General features: G+C 66.8%; 23 protein-coding genes. 13 read left to right on the top strand and 10 right to left on the bottom strand.

Annotated elements, in window-relative coordinates; genetic code table 11:
- The first annotated feature begins 35 nt into the window (after positions 1 to 35).
- Positions 36 to 467 carry a hypothetical protein gene (locus E6C64_RS08120; protein WP_136427117.1) on the top strand — a complete coding sequence of 144 codons (432 nt, stop codon included), beginning with the start codon at positions 36 to 38 and terminating at the stop codon, positions 465 to 467.
- Between the two features lie 30 nt (positions 468 to 497).
- Here E6C64_RS08120 and E6C64_RS08115 read toward each other — a convergent pair whose 3' ends face one another.
- The 3 genes from E6C64_RS08115 to E6C64_RS08105 are packed head-to-tail and all read right to left on the bottom strand — an operon-like array spanning position 498 to position 3,395.
- Positions 498 to 1,544, bottom strand: a complete 1,047-nt coding sequence (locus E6C64_RS08115) for a DUF8320 family protein (RefSeq protein WP_136427116.1) — start codon at positions 1,542 to 1,544, stop codon at positions 498 to 500.
- The gene (locus E6C64_RS08110) at positions 1,537 to 2,754 is read right to left on the bottom strand and encodes an ATP-binding protein (RefSeq protein WP_136427115.1); all 1,218 of its coding nucleotides are present in this window, start codon (positions 2,752 to 2,754) and stop codon (positions 1,537 to 1,539) included. Before E6C64_RS08110 ends, E6C64_RS08115 begins: the two co-directional genes overlap by 8 nt.
- Positions 2,751 to 3,395, bottom strand: coding sequence for a response regulator transcription factor (locus E6C64_RS08105; RefSeq protein WP_136427114.1), 645 nt, complete (start codon positions 3,393 to 3,395; stop codon positions 2,751 to 2,753). Before E6C64_RS08105 ends, E6C64_RS08110 begins: the two co-directional genes overlap by 4 nt.
- Before the next feature lie 451 nt (positions 3,396 to 3,846).
- Here E6C64_RS08105 and E6C64_RS18955 point away from each other — a divergent pair, with 451 nt between their 5' ends.
- The 4 genes from E6C64_RS18955 to E6C64_RS08090 all read left to right on the top strand — a co-directional run bounded on the left by E6C64_RS18955 (position 3,847) and on the right by E6C64_RS08090 (position 6,238).
- The gene (locus E6C64_RS18955; RefSeq protein WP_158437796.1) at positions 3,847 to 3,996 is read left to right on the top strand and encodes a hypothetical protein; all 150 of its coding nucleotides are present in this window, start codon (positions 3,847 to 3,849) and stop codon (positions 3,994 to 3,996) included.
- 104 nt (positions 3,997 to 4,100) lie between these two features.
- Positions 4,101 to 4,415, top strand: a complete 315-nt coding sequence (locus E6C64_RS08100; RefSeq protein ID WP_136427113.1) for a hypothetical protein — start codon at positions 4,101 to 4,103, stop codon at positions 4,413 to 4,415.
- 507 nt (positions 4,416 to 4,922) lie between these two features.
- Complete coding sequence (locus E6C64_RS08095) at positions 4,923 to 5,582, top strand: hypothetical protein (RefSeq protein ID WP_136427112.1); 660 nt, start codon at positions 4,923 to 4,925, stop codon at positions 5,580 to 5,582.
- A 47-nt stretch (positions 5,583 to 5,629) separates the two neighbouring features.
- Positions 5,630 to 6,238, top strand: coding sequence for a DUF805 domain-containing protein (locus E6C64_RS08090; protein ID WP_136427111.1), 609 nt, complete (start codon positions 5,630 to 5,632; stop codon positions 6,236 to 6,238).
- 1 nt (position 6,239) lies between these two features.
- Here the strand turns inward: E6C64_RS08090 and E6C64_RS08085 are convergent, their stop codons facing one another.
- The gene (locus E6C64_RS08085; protein ID WP_136427110.1) at positions 6,240 to 7,043 is read right to left on the bottom strand and encodes a hypothetical protein; all 804 of its coding nucleotides are present in this window, start codon (positions 7,041 to 7,043) and stop codon (positions 6,240 to 6,242) included.
- A gap of 147 nt (positions 7,044 to 7,190) precedes the next feature.
- Positions 7,191 to 8,438, bottom strand: coding sequence for a GAF domain-containing protein (locus tag E6C64_RS08080; protein WP_136427109.1), 1,248 nt, complete (start codon positions 8,436 to 8,438; stop codon positions 7,191 to 7,193).
- Positions 8,439 to 8,687: 249 nt separating this feature from the next.
- On the opposite strand from E6C64_RS08080, the gene E6C64_RS18950 reads away from it, so the two are divergent.
- Positions 8,688 to 8,852 carry a hypothetical protein gene (locus E6C64_RS18950; RefSeq protein ID WP_158437795.1) on the top strand — a complete coding sequence of 55 codons (165 nt, stop codon included), beginning with the start codon at positions 8,688 to 8,690 and terminating at the stop codon, positions 8,850 to 8,852.
- 3 nt (positions 8,853 to 8,855) lie between these two features.
- Here E6C64_RS18950 and E6C64_RS08075 read toward each other — a convergent pair whose 3' ends face one another.
- Positions 8,856 to 9,290 (bottom strand): DUF1003 domain-containing protein, encoded by a 435-nt coding sequence (locus E6C64_RS08075; protein ID WP_233255523.1) that lies wholly within the window; start codon positions 9,288 to 9,290, stop codon positions 8,856 to 8,858.
- A gap of 232 nt (positions 9,291 to 9,522) precedes the next feature.
- On the opposite strand from E6C64_RS08075, the gene E6C64_RS08070 reads away from it, so the two are divergent.
- Both E6C64_RS08070 and E6C64_RS08065 read left to right on the top strand, forming a co-directional pair.
- Positions 9,523 to 9,966 carry a hypothetical protein gene (locus E6C64_RS08070; protein WP_136427108.1) on the top strand — a complete coding sequence of 148 codons (444 nt, stop codon included), beginning with the start codon at positions 9,523 to 9,525 and terminating at the stop codon, positions 9,964 to 9,966.
- A gap of 198 nt (positions 9,967 to 10,164) precedes the next feature.
- The gene (locus E6C64_RS08065; RefSeq protein WP_136427107.1) at positions 10,165 to 11,259 is read left to right on the top strand and encodes a FecR family protein; all 1,095 of its coding nucleotides are present in this window, start codon (positions 10,165 to 10,167) and stop codon (positions 11,257 to 11,259) included.
- A 25-nt stretch (positions 11,260 to 11,284) separates the two neighbouring features.
- Here E6C64_RS08065 and E6C64_RS08060 read toward each other — a convergent pair whose 3' ends face one another.
- Positions 11,285 to 11,959, bottom strand: coding sequence for a Crp/Fnr family transcriptional regulator (locus E6C64_RS08060; RefSeq protein ID WP_158437794.1), 675 nt, complete (start codon positions 11,957 to 11,959; stop codon positions 11,285 to 11,287).
- 172 nt (positions 11,960 to 12,131) lie between these two features.
- Here E6C64_RS08060 and E6C64_RS08055 point away from each other — a divergent pair, with 172 nt between their 5' ends.
- The 4 genes from E6C64_RS08055 (at position 12,132) to E6C64_RS08040 (ending at position 17,730) form a co-directional block, all read left to right on the top strand.
- Positions 12,132 to 13,196 (top strand): FecR family protein, encoded by a 1,065-nt coding sequence (locus E6C64_RS08055; protein WP_158437793.1) that lies wholly within the window; start codon positions 12,132 to 12,134, stop codon positions 13,194 to 13,196.
- A gap of 17 nt (positions 13,197 to 13,213) precedes the next feature.
- A complete protein-coding gene (locus tag E6C64_RS08050; protein ID WP_158437792.1) occupies positions 13,214 to 14,347 on the top strand; it encodes a FecR family protein in 1,134 nt (377 codons plus the stop codon).
- A 51-nt stretch (positions 14,348 to 14,398) separates the two neighbouring features.
- Positions 14,399 to 16,234 (top strand): CHASE2 domain-containing protein, encoded by a 1,836-nt coding sequence (locus E6C64_RS08045; RefSeq protein ID WP_136427103.1) that lies wholly within the window; start codon positions 14,399 to 14,401, stop codon positions 16,232 to 16,234.
- A gap of 188 nt (positions 16,235 to 16,422) precedes the next feature.
- Positions 16,423 to 17,730, top strand: a complete 1,308-nt coding sequence (locus tag E6C64_RS08040) for an excalibur calcium-binding domain-containing protein (protein ID WP_136427102.1) — start codon at positions 16,423 to 16,425, stop codon at positions 17,728 to 17,730.
- Between the two features lie 7 nt (positions 17,731 to 17,737).
- Here the strand turns inward: E6C64_RS08040 and E6C64_RS08035 are convergent, their stop codons facing one another.
- From E6C64_RS08035 to E6C64_RS08025, 3 genes are all read right to left on the bottom strand, one after another.
- The gene (locus tag E6C64_RS08035; RefSeq protein ID WP_136427101.1) at positions 17,738 to 17,995 is read right to left on the bottom strand and encodes a hypothetical protein; all 258 of its coding nucleotides are present in this window, start codon (positions 17,993 to 17,995) and stop codon (positions 17,738 to 17,740) included.
- Positions 17,996 to 18,497: 502 nt separating this feature from the next.
- Complete coding sequence (locus E6C64_RS08030) at positions 18,498 to 19,697, bottom strand: acyl-CoA dehydrogenase family protein (RefSeq protein WP_136427100.1); 1,200 nt, start codon at positions 19,695 to 19,697, stop codon at positions 18,498 to 18,500.
- 117 nt (positions 19,698 to 19,814) lie between these two features.
- Positions 19,815 to 20,006 (bottom strand): hypothetical protein, encoded by a 192-nt coding sequence (locus E6C64_RS08025; protein ID WP_136427099.1) that lies wholly within the window; start codon positions 20,004 to 20,006, stop codon positions 19,815 to 19,817.
- A gap of 306 nt (positions 20,007 to 20,312) precedes the next feature.
- Between E6C64_RS08025 and E6C64_RS08020 the strand changes: the two genes are divergently transcribed.
- Positions 20,313 to 20,558 (top strand): hypothetical protein, encoded by a 246-nt coding sequence (locus tag E6C64_RS08020; RefSeq protein ID WP_136427098.1) that lies wholly within the window; start codon positions 20,313 to 20,315, stop codon positions 20,556 to 20,558.
- Positions 20,559 to 20,560 lie beyond the last annotated feature (2 nt).

Below are 20,560 nucleotides of genomic sequence, written 5' to 3'. Positions count from 1 at the left end.
GTCAGAATGAGATCCCGACGCATGAGGAAGAGACCATGGAGACACCGGACGACACCTCACACAAGGGACGTCGGACCATAGACATCCATTCCGTGCGCGCGCGGGGGCCACTGCTCGATGAGCATGGACATCCTTACCTCCCGCCGGCGCCAGAGGGCGAATCGTCCTACGGCCCGCTGAAGCCGGAAGAGTCGGAGTTCTACGGGCGATTCGGCGACATGCGAGAGCCCGAGGTCGACGACGACGACTGGCTTCCTACGGCCGACGACTTGGCGGCGGGAGACCCCGAGCCCGATGATCCCGATGCACGAGCCAGCGGAGCCGTATGGACTGGACGATACTGGCGGCCGCGCGGTCGACCCGTCGATCGGCTGCCACGCACACCCCTCTGTCCCACCGACTTCACTCAGATGGAGGTCACGACGGTCGGCTGGCTCTGTCCCGACTGCGGCCTGGTGAAGCTCTAGGACCAAGACCGGTTACTCGAGTCTCAACGGTCATCTGAAGTCGTAACGGTCACTGATCTCGTCCGGTCGTGAGACCAGCACCGTCGCACGGATCTCGCGTCCGGGCGGAAGCAGCCTCACCACGAGCTTGCCCTCCGTCATCTCCGCAAGCCGTCCCCGAACGAAGGCGGTGAGGCCATCCATGACGTCGGACGGAGGAATGTCTCGGAGGTCGTCGAGAAGGGTCACGTCGATACCCCGTGCGCGTGCCTCGCTCACCGCTTCTGCAAGTGCCGGCGCCAGGACCCCCGCGCGAACCTGATCGCGCAGTTGCCCCTCGAGCACGACCGCCTCCGCGTGCACCTCGGCCGGATCCGCGCCGCCGGCGACTCGACGAAGGAAGGGCAGAGCCATCTGCTCAAGGCGCTCGAGGCGCACCCCTCGCTGAGCCACGGATACCTGCTCCGCGCTGATCGCCGCTCCGCGTCGAACCTCGATCTCGGAGAGATTCCTGATCCGCTGCGCAAGTCGTCCGATAGCCGCACCGAAGAGGGAGCCGATGAGCAGGACCCCTGCGTTGCGATCGGTCAAGGCGATGCCTGTGCCTATTCCCTGCCCGACATCAACGGCCCAGACGATGGTGATCGCCGACATCAGCAGGTAGGAGACCCAGGCGATCGCGATCCGCCCGCGCATGGCGAGGAAGAACAGCATGATCGTCGAGGCTCCCAAATGCCATGACGCGTATCCGGGCCAGCCGTGCGTAGGCATCTCCCAACTGATGGCTGCCGTAGCGAGCACGGGCCCGGAACCGATCAGCAGAGCCAGCTTGGTTGGCAGCGGCCGCTCGCTGTCGACGAACAGGAAGGGGGCGATGGCGGATACGACCAGGAAGGCAGCGACCGCGGGAAGCGGCGTGCGATAGTCGGCGATGCTCATTCCGAGCAGCGCGGCGTTGGTGATGAAGAAGAGGTAGAGCAGCGCCCGTGCGCCAGGCGTGCCGATGCCGAGCAGGGTGCCCGGCGTCATCGAGATCGAGGGACTGGTCGGCTCGGGGAGCTCTGCGCTTGCCTCTGTGTTCGAGGCCGCTTCAGTCATCGCGACGCCAGTGCAGCCCTACGCTCGTGCCGGCTCCCGGCCGCGAGCTGATGGCTGCCGATCCGCCCGGCACATCACGCATTCGAGCGATGATGCTGAGCCTCACTCCGAGGCGCGAATCGTCGACGTCGTCGTGAGCGAATCCGGGGCCCTCATCGCGGACTGTCACGGCAACCTGATTCGGCTCGACCCGGGCGTCGACCGCGATGACGTCGTCGGGAGCCGTGTGCCGCAGCGCGTTGCGGACTGCCTCCGCTGTCGCGTCCGACAGAGCGGCGCAGACCGAGCGCGGCATCGACGTGCCGTGAGTGACCGAGGAGGTGAAGAGCGGCCTGGGGGAGATGTCGGCGATGGTGCGGCTCAGCCGCTCGGCGAAATGCTCTCCGGGATGGCTGACCGGCTCGGCGCTGTTATCGAGCTGCTCCACCCGCATGAGCGCACGGCGAGCCTGTGCCAAGAGTTCGTCCGACGCGGTCGGCTGCCGCAGCACCCCCACCAGTGTGGAAAGGATCTCGTCGTGCACGAGCGCGTCGAAGCGAGCGTTCTCTCGCGCGAGCGCCCTGGCGTCGGCGATCGCTGCGGCCTCGCGGGTGGCTCGTGCGATGGACCGGTCGAGAGTGGTGGCCGCACGCAGCACAGCGAGGATGGCCGCTGCGAAGATCGAGCAGAGCAGGATCATGTATAGGGTGTCGCCAATGGCGAGGACGAAGTGATTCTCGCCGTCGGAGGTGATGACTCTCAACCCTCCGGTGAGCAACGACGCCGCGAGGACGTACGTCCACGCCCAGCGTCGGGAGAGGACGAAGCACGCCGCACTCGTTGGGACCGCAGTGATGGCGAGCAGCCACGGCTGCCCGTCGTCGGGGATCAGCGGCGGGTCGACCATCGCCGGTATCCAGGTGATCGTCGCGACCGGGAGAGCGATCGTCAGCGCCCAGGCGGCCGCGCGCATCACCCGGAGGCTGTCGATCAGCGCTCCGACCGCCACGACTACCGGCAGCAGCAGCAGCAATCCGATGAACAGCGCCGACCATAAGGGCCGAAGGAGGGAGATCTGCTGGATCGCGGTCGGCAGTGCCAGCGCTCCGAACACGATGCTGGCCGCCCCCATCGACGCTCCGAGCGCACGACGGATCCCGCGCGCGGTGAGTCCATCGTGGATCGGCCGACGGACCACATCGTAGTCAGCAGACGGGACGTCGACGGTCACATCTCGCCGCCGATGAGCCCGTCCTCGCGCGCCCGCCGGTAGAGGTCGATCCGGCTGGGGGAGTCGCGGCCCACCAGCTCGTACTTGCGGCGGATGCGGCTGATGTAGTTGTTGACCGTATCGATCGAGAGGCCCGTCTTCATCGCCACGCTGAAGGCCTTGTCGCCCGCCGCGTAGTGGGCGAGCACCTCCTTCTCCCGAACGGAGAGGCGAGCATCGGCGAGCTGGAGATCACCATCGATGGCCGCCGCCCACTCGGTGGACGGGACGGTGCTTCCCTCGATCGCCAGCCGAATCGCCTCGACGATGGCGGCATTGGGCGCCGACTTCATGACCATGCCCAAGGCGCCCGACCGAGCCGCCGAGCGGATGAGGTCGGGATCATCCCCCGCGGAGAAGACCAGCACGTTGGCACCGTTGTCGCGCAGCCAGCGCACATTGTCACCGGGCTGGGAGCCATCTGCGAGGCGGAGGTCGAGCAGCACGAGGTCTATGTCTTCGATGTGCGGACTCAGCTCGTCAACGGTGCGGGCGGTGATCGCGAGCTCCGCACCGTCGATCCCCGCGAGGAGGGAGGCGACGCCGGCGCTCACTATCTCGTGGTCATCGAGCACGGCGATGCGATGGACTTGCGCGGGCATCGGGTCCCTCGGACGGATTAGGGGTGGTGGCCTGAACCGTACCATCGGCGTGGGTGCGGCCAGGTCTAGGCCACGAGGGCTCGGCTCGGGCATGACGCGCGTGCGACGAGGGCCCGAACCAACTGAGGACGAATCGGTTTGGTGGGATGGTCGCGGCGCGATCTGGGAACGGCCGGAATTCCGCATGATTCCGGGGATTCCGGACGCAGGATTGTCTGCATTCTGGGGTATGGGGATGGATGAAGGGGCACGCTCCAGCGCCCGTCGGCCGCGCCGGATGCTCAAGAATTCGAGCAGGGCAGCTAGCGGGACAGATGGCATCCTGCACTGACCTGCGCATCGGTTGCCTGGCGCACGCGCCTTCCGCCGAGATCCCTTCCGTGTCGTTCCGTCGCTGCGTCGGAGGCCGGGCGTAGCTTCGCATCCACTGATCGCGAGCGAGGAGGCTGAGATGTCGGACCGAGTGATCGTCAAAGGCTATGGAGCAGGAACGGTCATCGCGGAGATCGCTCCCGACCAGGTGAAAGTGGCGCTGGACAGCTTCGATGCGTGGGTGGTCTGCCCCCTCGAGCTGTGCTCGCACATGCCCTCTTCGAGCTGAGCTTCCAGGGTCTCAGGCTTAGCCCTGAAGCTCAGGGTGAGGCTTTCGCGCGACTGGCCCGCGTGTTCCGAGCGCGGCAAGTCTGGGGGCGATACTCTCCCTGCATGACAGTGGATCGGGTAGTGCGGAGCGGAGACAATCCGTTCCAGGCCGCACTGCTCTCCGTAGCCGTCGTGCTCATCGCCATCGGCGTCATCACCTTCGGCGTCGCCGCTTCGAAGGCCGCTCCCAGTCCGCTCTACCCGGATGCTGCGGCTGATGCGCTGCCATCGCTCATCTGGGGCGGCGCGATCATTGGGATCGGCGCCATCTCCTTCCTGTTCTGGCTGCTCGTCAGCGCGCTGAAGTGGAATGGGCGAACCGCCGACCCCCGCGTCGCGGTCCTCGTCGAGTCGCCCCACCTCACCGAAGCCGCCTAGCTCTCCTTCGCTGGTCGAGTAGGCGCGGTGGCGCCCCTCGCTCGTTGGTCGAGTAGGCGCGCCAGCGCCGTATCGAGGCTGGTTGCCGGATCTGCAGCGCACAAACCCCGACAGCCGGTCTCGAGACGCGCCGTGGACGGCGCTCCTCGACCAACGGGTATCTCGCCCGTTGGTCGAGTAGGCGCGCCACCGCCGACTGGCTCGTTGGTCGAGTAGGCGCGAAGCGCCGTATCGAGGCCGGCTGCCGGATCTGCAGCGCACATACCCCCACAGCCGATCTCGAGATGCGCCGTGGACGGCGCTCCTCGACCAACGGATTGTGGGCGGAGGTGCATGCCCCATGAACGGGTGTGAATCGGCCAGTATCCCCCTACAGCTGGGGTCAGGATTCCGCCATTTAGCACCTGAACAGGGGAAAGACCCCGGCGACGCCACCCCGTAGCGTGATGGGTGCGGAACAGCGTGCCGGGGGGCTCGCGTCCGCACATCAGATCCATGGGGGTGGAGATGACCATGCAAGACCAGCTCACGCACGATGAGCTCACCGACGCATTCGAGTCCGTCAAGGCGAGCCTCGCCGCTCCGGCAGCGCGCGCTCCGTTCATCGCTGCGCCGGTCGGCCGCGTGCCGCTCGTCGCTGCGCCGCTCGTCGCATCCAACGATGCTGACGAGCTCGACGCTCCTGAGGGGCTGGTGCCGTTCGACACCGCGCCCATCGACCTCGGCGCGCTCGACGTGCTGCCGATCGATCAGACCATCAGTCGCAAGGCGCTGCCGTTCGAGTACGACGAGCTCGCCGAGTGGGACGCCATCACGACGGCGACCGCCCTGCACTTCAACCCGTCACGCGAGAACCGCCGCCCCGCCGACCATGCCCCGTGGAGCCTGCGCTCCGAGATCGCGCTGGCCGTCATCGGGCTGGTCGTCGCAGGCCTGGCGCTTGCATCGGTCATCTCGGGCATCGGCCTCAACTGGATCCCGATCGCGCTGCCGATCATGGTCGTCGTGGTGGCTCGTGGCCTTCTCGCCTTCCGAAAGTGGATCCTCGAAGCGACTCCGCGCGGCACTCGCGCCAACATCGCCCTCGCGGCGATCACCAGCACTATCGTCACGACCGTGCTCATCACGATGATCGTCGTCGTGGGCATCCGCTCCACCCACCAGTAGACGCTCTCGCGGCTCCAACGCGCGGCTTTCGACCCGAGGGATTGACCATGGCTGACGACAGCACCGCATCACCCGCCGCCGGATGGTATCCGGATCCTGCCGGCACCGAGCAGGTGCGCTGGTGGAATGGCGAGACATGGACCGATCGATATCAGTTCGCCAGTAACCCGACAGCCTCCGCACCGTACGCGGCCTCCGCATTCGCCTACCCAGCGGGTCCGCAGTTCGGATACGCGCCGAGCGGTCCGGTCTATCCGCCCGCGCCCCCGGTCGGCTTTCTCGAGTCGATCTCGAAGGTCGTCCGCAACTACGCGGTCTTCACCGGCGTCGCCAGCCGATCCGAGTTCTGGTACTTCTACCTGGCAACCATCCTCGCGGCCGTCATCGCGCTTGTCCTCGACCTCATCCTGCTGGCTGTCCTGCTCAGCGTCGGCGCCGTCTGGCCGTTCCTGTTCACGGGGATCTACTCCCTCGCGACCCTCGGCCTGCTGGTGCCATCGCTCGCCGTCACCGTGCGCCGACTGCGCGACGCAGGCTATCCGTGGCCGTGGATCTTCGTCAGCTACATCCCGTTCATCGGCGGCATCTGGCTGATCATCATCCTCGCCAGCGAGCCGACGGCAGCGCGCCCGGCGGTCTACGCCCCGCAGTACTGAGTCAGAGCAGGGCGGCGGTCTTCCGTCGCGCGGCCACGATCTCGGCGGCGAACGGGATCGTCGCGTCGCCCTCAGAGGTCCAGACGCCGGCCGTGGCGTAGGCGCTCTGCAGTCGTGCCCGCACGATCCCCTCGACCAGGTGACCGACCCGGAATGCGTCGTACTCGTCGTCCGGCGTGGGGTAGGCCTCTCGGAGCAACTCGGCGTTGGGTTCATCCGAGACCGTGACTCCGTCTTCCAGGACGACGCCCGCCTGCTCGGCTGCGGCGCCGACGTGCGCCGCGAAGGATGGGATGAGCGGATCGGCGTGCGTGTGCGCGTCCGTGGCGGTGTCTCGGGCAGCCGCGATCTCGGCGGTGTGGGGGAGGAGCAGCGATGCGGCGAGCCCGCCGTCGGGGAGGGCGGCGCCCGCTATCCAGGCGAGCTCGGCGGCTTCGGAGTCGAGCATCCAGAGGTCGATGTCGCGGATGCCCTCGGCCTCGTCGGGCCAGGAGCGGTGCAGCCACATCGCCGTCATGAGGCGGGTGATGGGGGAGTAGAGGGAGCCGGTCTCGGCAGGGGATGTCTCCCTGTTCGCACCCAATGTAGCGACGGCGTCCGGGTAGAAGGACTCCAGCCAGCCGATCGCGGATTCTCGATCGACGATCTCGACGCGAGCGCCGGCCAGAGGTTCGGCGACATCGAACAGCACTGTCCCGCCGATCACCCGGAGCGCCTGGAGGCTCACTCGAGGTGTGGGGGAGAAGCCGACGTGCTGGATCACCGTGACGCCGTCGGGGGATTCGATGATCTCGAGCTCGCTCATGCGCCGAATGCTAGCGGGGCGGCCTGCCATCCGCGTGAGCGGGCTTCGACGCGGGCGCTGCGCGCCCGGCTCAGCCACCAGGCGTAGCAGATCTCGTTGGTCGAGTAGCGCCGTCTGCGGCGCGTACCGAGGCCCGCGGCGGAGGACTCAGATGTGGTAGCTCGGGACCGCCGTGCCGAACATCTCCTTCTGCACGGCCATCGCCAGGTCACGCAGTCCGACGAGGTCGAGGTCGCCCTCCGGACGTGGCTTCGAGTCGATGACGCAGACCGCGCCGATCCGGTAGCCGTCCGGCGATTCGATCGGGTAACCCGCATAGAAGCGCGCCTTCGGGCCCGCGTGCACCAGTGGGTTCTTGCCGAACATCTTCATCGCGCCCATGTCGCGGAACACCGTCGGCGCCTCGTGCTTGATCGTCTCGTTGCAGAAGGAGTACTCGCGCGGGATAACCACGTCGTCGAAGCCCACGACGGACTTGAACACTTGTCGATCGCCGTCCATCAGGGTGATGGCTGCAACCTCTGTACTGAACATCTGCTGCGCGAGGCGGGTGATCCGATCGAGGCGCTCGCTGGGCTGCAGCTGCAGGATGTTCATCGCCGTCAATGCGGCCTGACGCTGATCCTCGTTCTGCGGCTTGCCTCGGCGGTAGTGGGCTCCCCACTCCGAGATCTGGGCGTTGTCGGCGCAGCTCCGTTCGAGCTTCGGCGCCAGCTGAGCCGCGACGCTCCCCGCGAGCATGCGATAGAGATCCCGGGGCGCGATCTCCCTCAGCTGCACCGGCGAGCCCTTCTCTGGCAGCGATCGGAACGAGATCCGCGGGTCCTGCGCGCAGATCTCCTCGGTGATGGCGTCGAACTTCTTGGCGAGCCGATCGCTCTGGCGACCGAACTTGTCGCCGAACGGGCCCATGCTGCCGACGGGCGGTATGCCGAAGACGATCATCTGCGTCGTGGCGGACGCCTGCTCCGCGACGTCGGCGATGAGCGCGCTCATCGTGTTGCTCCAACGAGCGGTCGAGTCGAGGCGCAGCGCCTCGGCGGTGCCGACGGAGATGATGATGGCGTCGTAGCGCCAGAGGCGCAGGTCGGTGATCTTGCGAAGGGTGGCGCTCGCCGTGAGGCCGTGCTCGGTGATCACGTCGACATCCACACCGCGAGCGGTGATCTCGGAGAGCTGACGCGCGAGCTGGCCCGAGAAGGCGAGGTCGTGACTGCTCACGCCCCAGCCGACGACGGCTCCAGTCCCGACGACCAGGATCCGGTCGGGATCGGGTCCGCTCGCGTGGACCTGGGGAGCATCGGACGGCCGCGGGATCAGATTGAGTTTGAACGTCTCATCGTTCTTCCACGCGCTCCGGAAGGGGCGCGGTAACTGGAGGCCGGGGCCGGGCATGTGTCTCCTGTGCAGGTGCTTCGGAGGCGCACGGAACGTCCCCCAGATCCGAAAACGTAACCCGAGGACAGGTTCGGTTCAGGGAGCGACACGTTTTGCTCATATACCTGAGCAGACATCGTTCCCATCGAGATGCCACTTTCCGTCCCTAAACCGCCAGATAAGGACTGAAAGTGGCATCTCGATGGCAGGCAGGGCGACATCCTGCGTTCTCACTGCGTTCACCCGCGAGGTCTATCCATAGAGCAAATGATGATCATGTTGATGGCGGCGGTCGCTGCCTGGGCGCTGGGGTCAGTGCCCGTCGGATATCTCGTGAGCCAGATGTGCCGTGCCGGCCGTGAAGGCGACCTCCGTCGCCGCCCGATCTCGTCCACCGCCGAGACGAGAATCATGAGCTCGCTGCTGGGCTGAACCTCAGTAGCGTCGGGTGTCCGCGAGGGCGCGCTGCAATTCGGCGATCATCGCCAGCTGGCGGTTGTTGATCTCGAGCAGCATCTCGATGTCCTTGCGCGCTGCGGTGTCCGTCTCGAAGTCGTGCTGTGCCAGTGAGGCGGCGATCGCATCCTGACGCTTCGCCGCGATCAGCAGAATGGCGCCTTGGAGGCCCGCGAGCATGCTGAGGAAGAGGTTGAGCAGGATGAAGGGGTACGGATCCCAGCCCTTTCCAGAGGAGTTGAGGATCGCCCAGACCACCATGAAGCCGACGAAGCCCATGACGAATGGCCAGCTGCCCATCACATTGCGCACTGCATCGGCCGCTCGCTGGCCGGGAGTCAGCGACTCGCGGTGCTTGTCGTGCCAGTTGATCTTCGGGGCCTTGCGGCCACTGCCCGGGGACGTCTGCGTCATGGGAACTCCATTTCGGCGCTCGAGCTGCGCCACCCTTGAAGCCTAAGTTCGCCGGCCGGAGCTTTGAGATAGTGCTCCGCTGGGGTCGATGCACGGGTAGCGCGCGCGGTTGCTGTCGTGAAGCCGACGACTGATGTGTTCTTGGGCCGACAGTTCCCGTAGCCGCCGAGCGAGACAGTTCTCTCACGAACAACCGCTCCACTCATCCCCCCCCAAGCAAAAGGAATCGGACATGTCCAACATCGCCCTCGCCCCCGTCGCCACCGACATCCAGCCCGTCAAGAAGAAGTCCGGACTGCGCACACGCATCGTCGCTGCTCTCGCCATCGTCGCTGCTATCGGAGGTGGATCCGTTCTTGCGGCCGCTCCCGCCCAAGCGGCGACCAACACAGGCAGCATCAGCGTCTGCTTCAAGTTCGCCAGCAACGGCGCAAAGTGGACCAACCGGGTCTACGCCCAGTACAGCAATGGCACCAGCTGGATCAATCTGACCAACAAGATCGCGTCGGTCGACGGATGCACGAGCTTCACGTTCACCAATCCCAACGGCTACGCCTTCCGCTTCCAGGCGTACGAGAACGTCGGCGGGCGGACCTGGTCGGGCTACAGCGACTGGACTCGGATCTACAACGGCCAGTCGCTCCGCTTCAACAACTACTACTGGGTCTACGGCTGATCGGCGGCAGCGGCCCGACGCCCGTCTCGTTCTCCGAGCCGGACGCCGGGCTCTTGTCGGATTCGCAAAGCAACTCCTGGTCAGGCATTGAAGTTGTCACGAACAGTGGTGCGCCTCGCGGGCACTCGCGATGATCGTGCCCCCGGCGCCGAGCGAGCATCGCTCTCCTCCATTCGACTGCAGAGTTGGAGTCGCAACGTGAAGATCCGTCTCGTTCGATCGATCACGGCCGCGATCGCCGTCTCCCTGGTCCTCGCCGCCTGCACCTCCGGACCCACCGTCGACGTGAGCGCGTCCGCCTCGAAGGTCACGCTGGGCTCCGCCGACGGGAACCCGGCCGAGATCACCGACACCGAAACCGCCTCCATGGGCGACGTCGTGCAGACCGACTCCGAGGGGCAAGCCCAGCTCGACTACCCGGACGGATCCCTCACCCGCCTCGGGCCGAGCACGAAGCTCTCGGTCACCACGCTCGATTCGGCGGAGGCCCAGCGGACCGTCGTCAGCCTCGACGTGGGTCAGACCTGGCACCGGGTCGAGAAGTTGGTGGCCGAGAACGCGGCATTCGAAGTCTCGACTCCCGTCGGCGTCGCGGCGGTGAGGGGGACTGCGTTCGAGGTCGACTGCACCGATGCGCCTGCGTGCACGATCACCGTCATGGAGGGGGTGGTCGAGTTCACCACCGAGGAAGGGTCGGTCCTCGAGATCACTCCCTATCAGAGGCTCGTGATCCCAAATCCGGACGGCGGTGCTCCGGTCGTGGCGGTCACTCCTTCCGCGCTCATCGAGGCAGACGAGTGGATCACCGCGAACATCGCGGCGGACAGCATCGACGAAGTGATTCCGATGGCAGCTGCTTCGCTGGCCGGGGAGTGGACCATGGCCTACGACTACAGCTCGGTGTCGGGCTTCTTGGCCCCGGAGCCCGACACCGGGCAGTCGACGTGGACGTTCGGTGAGCTCACCTGCGACGATGCGTGCACCTTCCCGATCACCTCATCCGGTGGCGCGAAGTACCTGGCGACGCTGACGGATGCCGGCTTCACCGCGGCCACCAGCGAGCCGCAGAAGACGACGTGTGCCGATCCCAGCACGGGCGAGGAGTTCACCGATGCCTACGACTACAGCATCGATGTGACAGCAGACCGCACCGACGACGAGGCCACTCGTTCGACGATCTTCGCCGGCACCCTCGTCTGGCACTACGTCTTCAACGGCCAGCCGTCCGGCTTCTGCTCCTACGGGGACTCGTCGTTCGACGAGGCCGCCGACATCTCGATCTCTCGCAACTGACCCCTGGGCTCGCAAGAGCCGCGCATCAGCGGATATGGCGCTTCAGCGCCGGGATGTCAGCGATCGTGATCACTCCGCGGCTCACCACGACGAGGTGCGCAGCCACGAGTGCCCCCAGGGCCTGATTCACCGTGGGACGGGTCGCCCCGATGATGCCCGCGAGGTCGTCTTGAGTGAGGGGGAGCGACGCGGAACTGGCGCCCGGGGCGAATGCCTCCGCCAGCTCGAGTAGTCGTAGCCCGCACCGGCGCTGCACCGTCTCGAACGTGGCTTCGGCCATCCGATCGCTGAGATCCTGCAGCCTGCCGGCCAGCGACTGGGCAATGGCGGTGTCGACTGCCGGGTTGCGGCGCCGGACGTCATCGAAGACCTTGTGGGGCAGCACCCGCACGGCGAGCGCGTCCAGTGCGACGATCGTTGCGGTGCGCACCTCGTCGCCGGTCAGGGCGGCGATCTCGCCGAAGCTCGTTCCCGGACTGAGGACCGTCACGGTGATCGATTCGCCGTGCGGCGTCGCCACCTTGACCGCAGCATGCCCGCCGTCGATCACGTAGACGTTGGCGCTCGGCTCGCCCTGCAGCAGTACCGTCTCGCCTCGCTTGAACGAGCGCTTGAGGAAGGAGAGCTCGATGCGTGCGCGCTCCTCGTCGGACAGGGCTTCCAACCACAGCATCGACGCTCCGCTCTCGGGTGTGCTCATTGTGGCGGAATCGGCCGCCGGCCTCAGCAAGTCGAGCATTGCGCCCATGCATGGCCACGCCATAGATTTGCACAAATTACCTGATCGATGGGCAGAAATGATCTTCTCATCGCGGCGGAGTCGCCGCTCTGCCCTCCGACGCGCATCAGGTGCGATCGCTCTGGTGGCCGTCGTGGCGATTCTGACCGGATGTTCGGGAAGCTCCGGAGGCTCCGAAGACTCGGACGGGTCCGATGTCAGCCCCACCGCGGCGGTCACCGCGTCGGCCGACCAGGTGACGCTCACCTCCGATTCCGACACCGCGGACGTCTCTGGTTCCGCGGACGCAGTCGCTGGTGACGTCGTGGCCACAGACGCGAATGGCCGGGCGCAGCTCGATTACCAGGACGGATCGCTCACCCGCCTCGGAGGGTCGACATCGCTCATCATCGGCGAACTCTCCGACGCCTCTGCCCAGCGGACCATCGTGGATCTCGAGGTCGGTCAGACCTGGCATCGGGTCGAGAAGCTCGTCGCGGAGGATGCCGCCTTCGAGGTCTCGACTCCGGTCGGCGTCGCCGCGGTGCACGGGACGGCCTTCTCCGTGACCTGCACGGCCGATGAGGTCTGCACCGTTCAGGTCATAGAGGGCGAGGTCGACTTCACCAGGACGAACGGAACGACCGTCACAGTCGGCGCGTTCCAGGGCCTCACTCTTCCGTCCGCGGATGGCGCGGCACTCGCCGCCGTGCCGCTGACGGACGCGGAGCTCTCGGAGCCATGGTTGTCCGACAACGCTGCTTCCGATGGGGTCTCTCTCGACAAGCCCGATCCAGGCGATGCGCTCATCGGCGAATGGAACGTCACCGTCGTCACTGACGAGGGTGCGCTCTCCACGACGCTGCGGGACCTTCCGGATCCGGTGACGGTGTCTGTTCTCTCCTGCGAGCCGACCTGCATCGTGCAGGTCGGCTCCGACAGCTCGCTGGCGCTCCAGTTCACCGAGCAGCCGAATGGCACATTCGCGGGCCCATCGACGAGCACGGAAGGCACGGTCTGCCTCAACGGAAACAGGAGCGGCGATGTCGCTTACATCCGAGGAACCAGCTCGACCCTGACGCCTGAGCTGGCCGCCGATGGATCCGTCGAATCCATCTCGATCGTCGACTCGCAGTCGGTCGTCCCGGTGATCTTCACCTGTGTTCCCGATGTCTCGCCCGGTGAGTACGGGATCACCTTGACCCGAGCCGCGCCATGACGATCGAAAGCAGCAGAATGCGCACTTCCTTGTCCCGACTGGCAGTCGGCGTCGCAGTCCTGTTCGTACTCGCCGGCTGCACTGCGTCACCGGCGGGCCCGTCCGCGAACGTGACCGCCTCCGCGACCCTCGTCTCCATCCTCACGGGCGACTCGAGCCGCGACCTTAACGGGACCACGCCCCAGACGGCGGCCGTCGGAGACACGGTTCGCACGGACTCCAGCGGCTCCGCCCAGCTCGACTACGCCGACGGGTCGCTGACCCGTCTCGGTCCTGCAACGGAGTTGACAGTCACGGAGCTCTCCGACGCTTCGGCCCAGCGGACGGTCGTCGAGCTCAAGGTCGGCCAGACCTGGCATCGCGTCGAGAAGCTCGTCGCGGAGGATGCCGCGTTCGAAGTATCCACCCCGGTCGGCGTCGCCTCCGTGCACGGCACGGCCTTCGCGGTGACGTGCACGGCCGAAGAGGTCTGCACCGTTCAGGTGCTCGACGGGGAGGTCGGGTTCACGCTGCAGGACGGTACGGAATTGACGATCGCGGCGGGTGAGCAGCTCGTGGTGCCAGCTGCCGACGGCGGAGATCCAACCGTCGAGATGATGACCGCAGGTCAGCTGGCAGACGATTGGCTCACTCACAATCTCGACCTCGACGCAGGCGGGTCAGCGGCTGCAAGTTCGGCGCCGCCGGTGGAGGCGGACGGGGGCGCATGCTCGAACGAGCTCGCCCTCAGCATCGTGCCCAACGTGACAGGTGAAGCGACGCCGGTCGAGAGCTTCACCGGACCGACGGAACTGACGTCGCTCCCGACGCCCTCATGCCTGCTCGAGGTCACCCAAGCCGATGGCGGCCTCGTGTACCTCGGCATCTACTTCGATGCCGACGACGCTTTCAGTTCAGCGCTCTACGAGTCCTTCGAGAATTCCTCCGCGCGGGTCTCAGCTCCAAGCGCCACTGCGAGGTGGACCCGCACAGATGACGGGATGTTCGCCACCAACTACTACAACGAGCTCGGCTTGGTGACCCTCTTCCGAACGAGCGACCCGGGGCTCGTCGACCTGGAGGGCCGCACGACCAATTCGAAGTACGAGGCTCCCGAAGGGACGCCGCCCTTCACGGCCTACGTGTTCTCCGGTATCGAGAACTTCCAATGACAGTGATCGCGCATTGAATATGCGCCTCAGCTTGCTCGTACCGTGGCGGACATGAGCCGCCGATCCGATCTGACGCGTCCGAATCGTCCCTCTTCGGGGCGCGCGCGGGTCACCCGTCTCGGCGCCGCCTGGCCGCCGCTGATCGTCGGGGTGGTAGTCGCTCTGCTCGCGGGTCTCGCCGCTCTGGGTGGGGTGGGCGAGGCGGTCGTTCGACACGCCTCCGACCTGCTCTGGACCGATGGCGCCTCGGATCAGCGGGTCGTCGTCGTCGCCGTCGACGACGCATCCGTGGCCGAGCGGGGCGAATGGCCGTGGAATGACGGACTGCAGGCGAGCCTGCTGAGGACGATCGCATCGGCCGGGCCGGAGGTCGTGGCCGTCGACGTCGTCCCCTCCGCCTCGGACTTCGCCGTGGCCGATGCGATCGCCAGCGGCCCGTTCGTCGTGGCGCAGGATTTCAGCGCCGCATCCACGTTTCGCAATCGGTGGCTGCAGGTCAGCGGCGGGACGGCCGTCCCGCCCCCCGTCCGGGAGAACGCCGCCGGCCTCGGGCACGCCGTCGTCCTGGCTGACAGCGATGGGATCCTGCGTTCGCTTCCGGCCTTCGTCGAGACCGCCGACGGTGAGTTCGAGCCGTCGCTGTCAGTCCGTGCGGTGGACGCGCTCGATGGGGCGATCGATCCCGTGATCGTGCGCCCCTCGGCCGTCCAGATCGGCGCCGAGACCATCCCCGTCGAACAGGACGCCGCGCTGCGGATCCACTGGACCGCGGACACGACGATCGTCTCTGCCGCAGACGTGCTCAGCGGCGCCGTCGGTGATCGGCTCACGGGCGCCGTCGTCATTCTCGGCGTCACAGCCGGAGGAGTGGGTGACCGCCACATCACCCCGCTCCAGCCGGGCGTGACGACGCCGGGGGTAGTGGTCCAGGCGCAAGCCATCAGCACGATCCTTCAGCACGCCTGGGTTGTGCCGTACTCACCATGGATCACCGGGCTCGCGGTTCTGCTGTTCGGGCTGCCTGTCGCGTTCGCCGCCCGTCGGCTGCGCCTCCGCTGGGCCGTGCTGATCACCGTCAGCGCCATCGTCCTGGTCACCGCGGTCGGGCTCGCGCTGTTCCAGATCCTCGGCTGGCTGCCCGACTTCGTGCGCATCCCGATCGGCATCCTCGCGGCAGGTGTGGCCAGCCTCGGCATCAAGGCGATTGCCGAGCAGCGCGACCGGCAGACGGCCGAGCGGCTGTTCTCCCGCTACGTTCCTCGCGATGTCGCCCTCGAGCTGCTCCGCGAGGGGCGCGCGGAGAGCACCGGATCGGGGGAGCGGCTCACGGTCGGCATCCTGTTCGCCGACCTGCGATCCTTCACCCCGATGGCCGCGAGTCTGGATCCGAGCGACGTGCAGCGCGTGCTCGACATCTTCTACGACTACGTCTGCGAGCGCGTCTTCGCCCACCACGGAACCGTCATGCAGTTCGTCGGCGACGAGGTGTTCTCCGTCTTCGGGGCTCCGCGCATCCTGGAGGAGCCGGCGCGCGATGCGCGTGAGGCATCCGCCGATCTGCTGCGGGATCTTCCGGCGCTGTCCGCGCGACTCGAGGAAGCGGGGCTGCCGCAGATCCAGTTCGGGATGGGCCTGCACACGGGCTCGATCGTCGCCAGCCATGTGGGGCCACCAGATCGGCGCCAGTACTCGGTGATCGGCGACCCGATCAACGTCGGCTCGCGACTCTGCGGCCTCGCCCGCGGCGGCCAGGTTGTCGCCTCCGCGGAGGCAGCCGGGTCGGCCACATGGTTGGGCGGCACGCCTGAGACCGCTCAGGTGAAGGGCATCGAGCGCTCGCTTTCCGTCGTCCGCGTCACTGCGGAGCAGCTCACCAGCCTCCCCTGATCTGCCCCCCACCTCCCTCTGCCCCTCGAATTGCCACCTTTGGCTCTCAAGAATGCGATTTGGGAGCCAAAGGTGGCAATTCGGCGTTGTCGGAGGCGCGCCCCCAGAGCGGGGGAATCCTGCGCGGGTCCGAACGGCGTCGCATGGGCAGATGTCTAACGTGAGCGCCTGGATGTTCTGGGGGGAACGTGAATCAGGCGGCGCCGGAAGGCTGGTACGAGGATCCGAGTGATCCTGCGCGCCTGCGCTGGTGGGACGGCCAGGGGTGGACCGAGTTCGCCGGCGATGGTCCCTTCGTCGAACTCGAGGACGCCGGCCATGCTGACCTTGCCGTCGGAGCCAGCCGCGGTCGTGGACTCTGGGAGCTGGAGGCCGAATCCACAGCCCGCGCTGACACCCGCAATCCGACCACGGGCAGTCTGAGCATCGCCGCTGCGGTGGCCGCAGTGAGGTCGGGAGACGTCGGTGTTGCTCGTCCCGCTGAATTCGACGACGGCTCGGTTGCGTCGGATGGCCCGAAGGCTGGGTTGCCAGAGCCCGATGTCGCGGGTGACGTCGAGGAAGACCTGGCGCTTGCGGCGTCGATTGCGCAGCCGGATACGGCCATCGAACCCGTGTCCGAACTGGCGCCTGAGTCACCCACCCTGGGGCCGCAACCCGTCGTGGGCATTGGCGGCCCCGACCCGACGGTCGCGGCGATACAGATCATCCGTGCGCCGGTGCGGCAGCTGGCCCCATCCGAACTCCTGAGTACCCGTACCGCGTCCGATACGGCTGCGGTACCTATCCAGTACGCGGAGACTGTCCGGCCTCGGCGGCTGATGTCGGGTTGGATGATCGTGATCCCCATCGTGTGGCTGATCCTGTCGTTGCCGGCGATCCTCGCCGGATGGGGTATCTTCGCGGCCGCCCTCGGATTGCTTCCCCTCCTCACCGGTGCCTACGTGGCCGTGACGGGGCGGCCGTCGTGGCTGCGCCTGTGGTCGCGTCAGACCGGCGCCCTGCTGCTGGCAGCGAGCCTCGTACTCGTCGTCGGCGGAACGATCGTCAACAAGGCGGTGCATCCCGTGCTGGTCGTCGACACCGGGATGCTCGGGTTCGCAGCGCCGACTGTTCCGGAAGTCACCTGGGCCGGACCGTCCGCGGCCGAGTCGGATGCACGTCAGCCGATCGCATCACCGGTGGCGCCGGCCGAGGTCGCGTCACCCGAGTCGTCCCCCGCCGCCGAGGTAGGCCCGGCACCGGTGATCGAGACGCCCGCATCCCTTGAAGAACCGGTTGCCGACCCGCAAATCGGTCCAGTGACAGAGGAGCCGGTCGCGGAGCCGATTCCCGCCTCCGTTCCTCCGCGAGCCGATCCCGCTCCCGCTCTGAGCTACGCCAACTGCGCGGCGGTCTGGCAGGCGAATGCCGCCCCGATCAAGCGCGGTGACCCCGGCTTCCAGCAGAAGTTCGACAGGGACGGGGACGGAACGGGGTGCGAGAAGAGGCCCTAGCGGCGCGCTAGGCCTCGAGCGAGAACGCCGAGCGGCGCTCTTGCGCGTGGAGGTCGGCTTCCATCAGGGCAGACAGCATCAGCCAGCCGATGAATCCGATGAAGGCGCCAGGGATCAGGATGCGGCTGAGCCCGTACTCGAAGTCCGTGGTCGCGGACGATCCGGGGTAACCGGAGGTCGCGCTCGCGAGCGCGAAAGCCAGGATTCCGGCGCACAGAGCGGTGGCGGCGAGCCAGAAGAGTGCCTTCTTGAGAACGGAGACCATGCGCAGACCATAGGTCAGCCGATCGAGGTGCCCGCCCGTTGAACGCGCGTGTCGCTCAGCGTGGGGCGTCACCGGTCAAAAATTAGGGTGCCCCCGCAATGCAAGCATTCGGGGGCGCGACCGGGTTATCTGGGGTACCGGCGTGGAGGAGCCTATACCCCCTGAGTTGCTGGTGATTACCGGGGGACGAGTCGCGATATCCCGTCGCAGCACCGAAGCCCCCGACGGCGCCAATCGGGGGCGCCCGAAGGTTGCACAGTCATTGCGGCGCCAACGACCATCCGACGACCGCGATGATTGCGGTCAGGAGCGCAGGATCGTCACATCACGCCAATCCGCCGGCTTCGGTCGCTCGAAGAATCCCATCCCTCAACCGTGGCATGGATGACCTTCCCACCGGAACATCAGTCAGTCCGACCCCCCCCCTTGAAGGAGATCGAGATGCCACTTTCCGTCCCCATGGACGCCGGATAGGGACGGAAAGTGGCATCTCGATGGGGTGTCAGACGAAGGCGGCCTTGCCGGTGATGGCCCGGCCGACGATGAGGGTGTTCATCTCGCGGGTGCCCTCATAGGAGTAGATGGCCTCAGCGTCGGCCATGTGCCGGGCTACGCCGTGCTGGAGCACGATGCCGTTGCCGCCGAGGGCCTCGCGGCACCAACCGACCGATTCGCGCATCCGCACGGTCGCGACCGTCTTGGCGAGCGCGGCGTGCTCGTCCTTCTGAGTGCCGGCATCGAGCATCTGCGACACCTTGGTGACCAAGCCGAGCGACGAGGTGATGTTGCCCAGGCTTCGGACCAGCAGATCCTGAACGAGCTGGTGCGAGGAGATCGTCTTGCCGAACTGCACGCGTTCGCCCGTGTACTTCAATGCCGCCTCGTAGGCGCCCATCGCGTTGCCGACTGCAGCCCAGGCGACCTCGGCGCGGGTCAGGCGCAGCACCTTGGCGGTGTCGCGGAAGCTGTTGCTGTTCTGCAGCCTTCTCGACTCCGGCACTCGTACGTCGGTCAGCACGATGTCGGCGTTCTGCACGATCCGCAGGCTCTGCTTGTCCTCGATCTTCGTGGCCGAGTAGCCCGGGTCTGTCGCGTCGACGATGAAGCCCTTGACCTGCCCGTCGGCGGTGTCCTTCGCCCAGATGATGGTGATGTCGCTGAACGTGGCGTTGCCGATCCAGCGCTTGGAGCCGTTGAGCACCCACTCGTCGCCGTCGCGGGTGGCGGTGGTCCGCAGGCCCTGTGCCGAGTCGGATCCGGACAACGGCTCGGTGAGCCCGAATGCGCCGATCACCTGGGCGGTCGCCATCTTCGGAAGCCACTCGTCACGCTGAGCCTGGTCCCCGGCGACGCTGATCGAGCCCATCGCCAGGCCGTTCTGCACGCCGACGAAGGTGGCGATCGATGCGTCGATGCGGGCGAGCTCCAATGCGACCCAGCCACGGAAGACGGCGGAGTTCTCGAACTCCTGCGTCTCCTTCCAGGGGTTCGCGAAGATCTTGAGATCGGCCAGCGGCTGGATGACCTGGGTCGGGAACTCGGCACGCGCCCAGTAGTCATCGACGATCGGCTTGACTTCGCGCTCGAGGTAGTCGCGAATCTCGAGCACGGACTGCTTCTCGCGATCCGTCAGCGAGTCCTCGTAGCCGAAGAAGTCGCTGGACAGAGTGGTGAAGGGGGTGGTGGCGGTCGCGATGGACATTGGCGCTCCGTTGCAGTCGAGGATCTTTCGTCTCCGACGCTATCCCCGCGTACTCACCGTTGGCTGAGCCCGTGACGTCCGTAGCGGCGGATGATCGGGTCATCCGCCGCTATGGCGCTACTTGACGTCCGTACGGCTCGGGCTGAAGGGAGTGCCTTCACTCCGAGCGTCGTTCTCGTCGAGGTGATGGTTCGGCTGAAACGAGAAGTGACCGCTCACGTCGTCGTCCTCGTCGACCGATTTCGCTTTCGTGGACTGCTCCTCGACGTCGTCGGTCGGCTCCTGCGGGGTGCTCTCGGGTGTGCTCATCGCTCTGTCCTCTCCTGTCGTCGCGGGTGCGACGACCTCAGGGTGCGACGCCGGTGGTCTGATGACGGTCGGCGGCGGCACGCTGCGTCTGTCGGATAGACAACTCCTCTTCACGCCCTGCCGCCATAGTCGGGCCGGAATCGGGCGTGGGCGACCTCCTGCGATCGATCGGAGGCGGGCATCCGGCGAAGGAGATCGGACGTCGGGGATCGGACTGAGGGTGTGTTCGCCCGCGGACATCCGCCTGCCGCAGCCGCGTGGACACTGCTCCTATCGCAACACCGCGAAAGGGAGAGGAACCGAACAATGAGCGAGCACGAGACCAACATCCGAATCGACCCGCTGGATGACACCGAGGGCCATGGATTCAAGCGACCGATTCTCGAGGAGGACGTCGCGGGGCACGGATACCGCCGGCCGATGATCGACGATGACGTGGAGGGGCACGGATTCCGTCGGCCGCTCGCCGAGGACCTCGGGGAGCGTCACGGCTACCGTCACCCGGTCGTGCTGGACGACGATGTCGAGGGCCACGGCTACAAGCGTCCCTAGGG

Source organism: Naasia lichenicola (assembly GCF_004801885.1).
Taxonomy (GTDB): Bacteria; Actinomycetota; Actinomycetes; order Actinomycetales; family Microbacteriaceae; genus Naasia; species Naasia lichenicola.
This window is presented reverse-complemented; position numbering and strand designations above follow the sequence as displayed.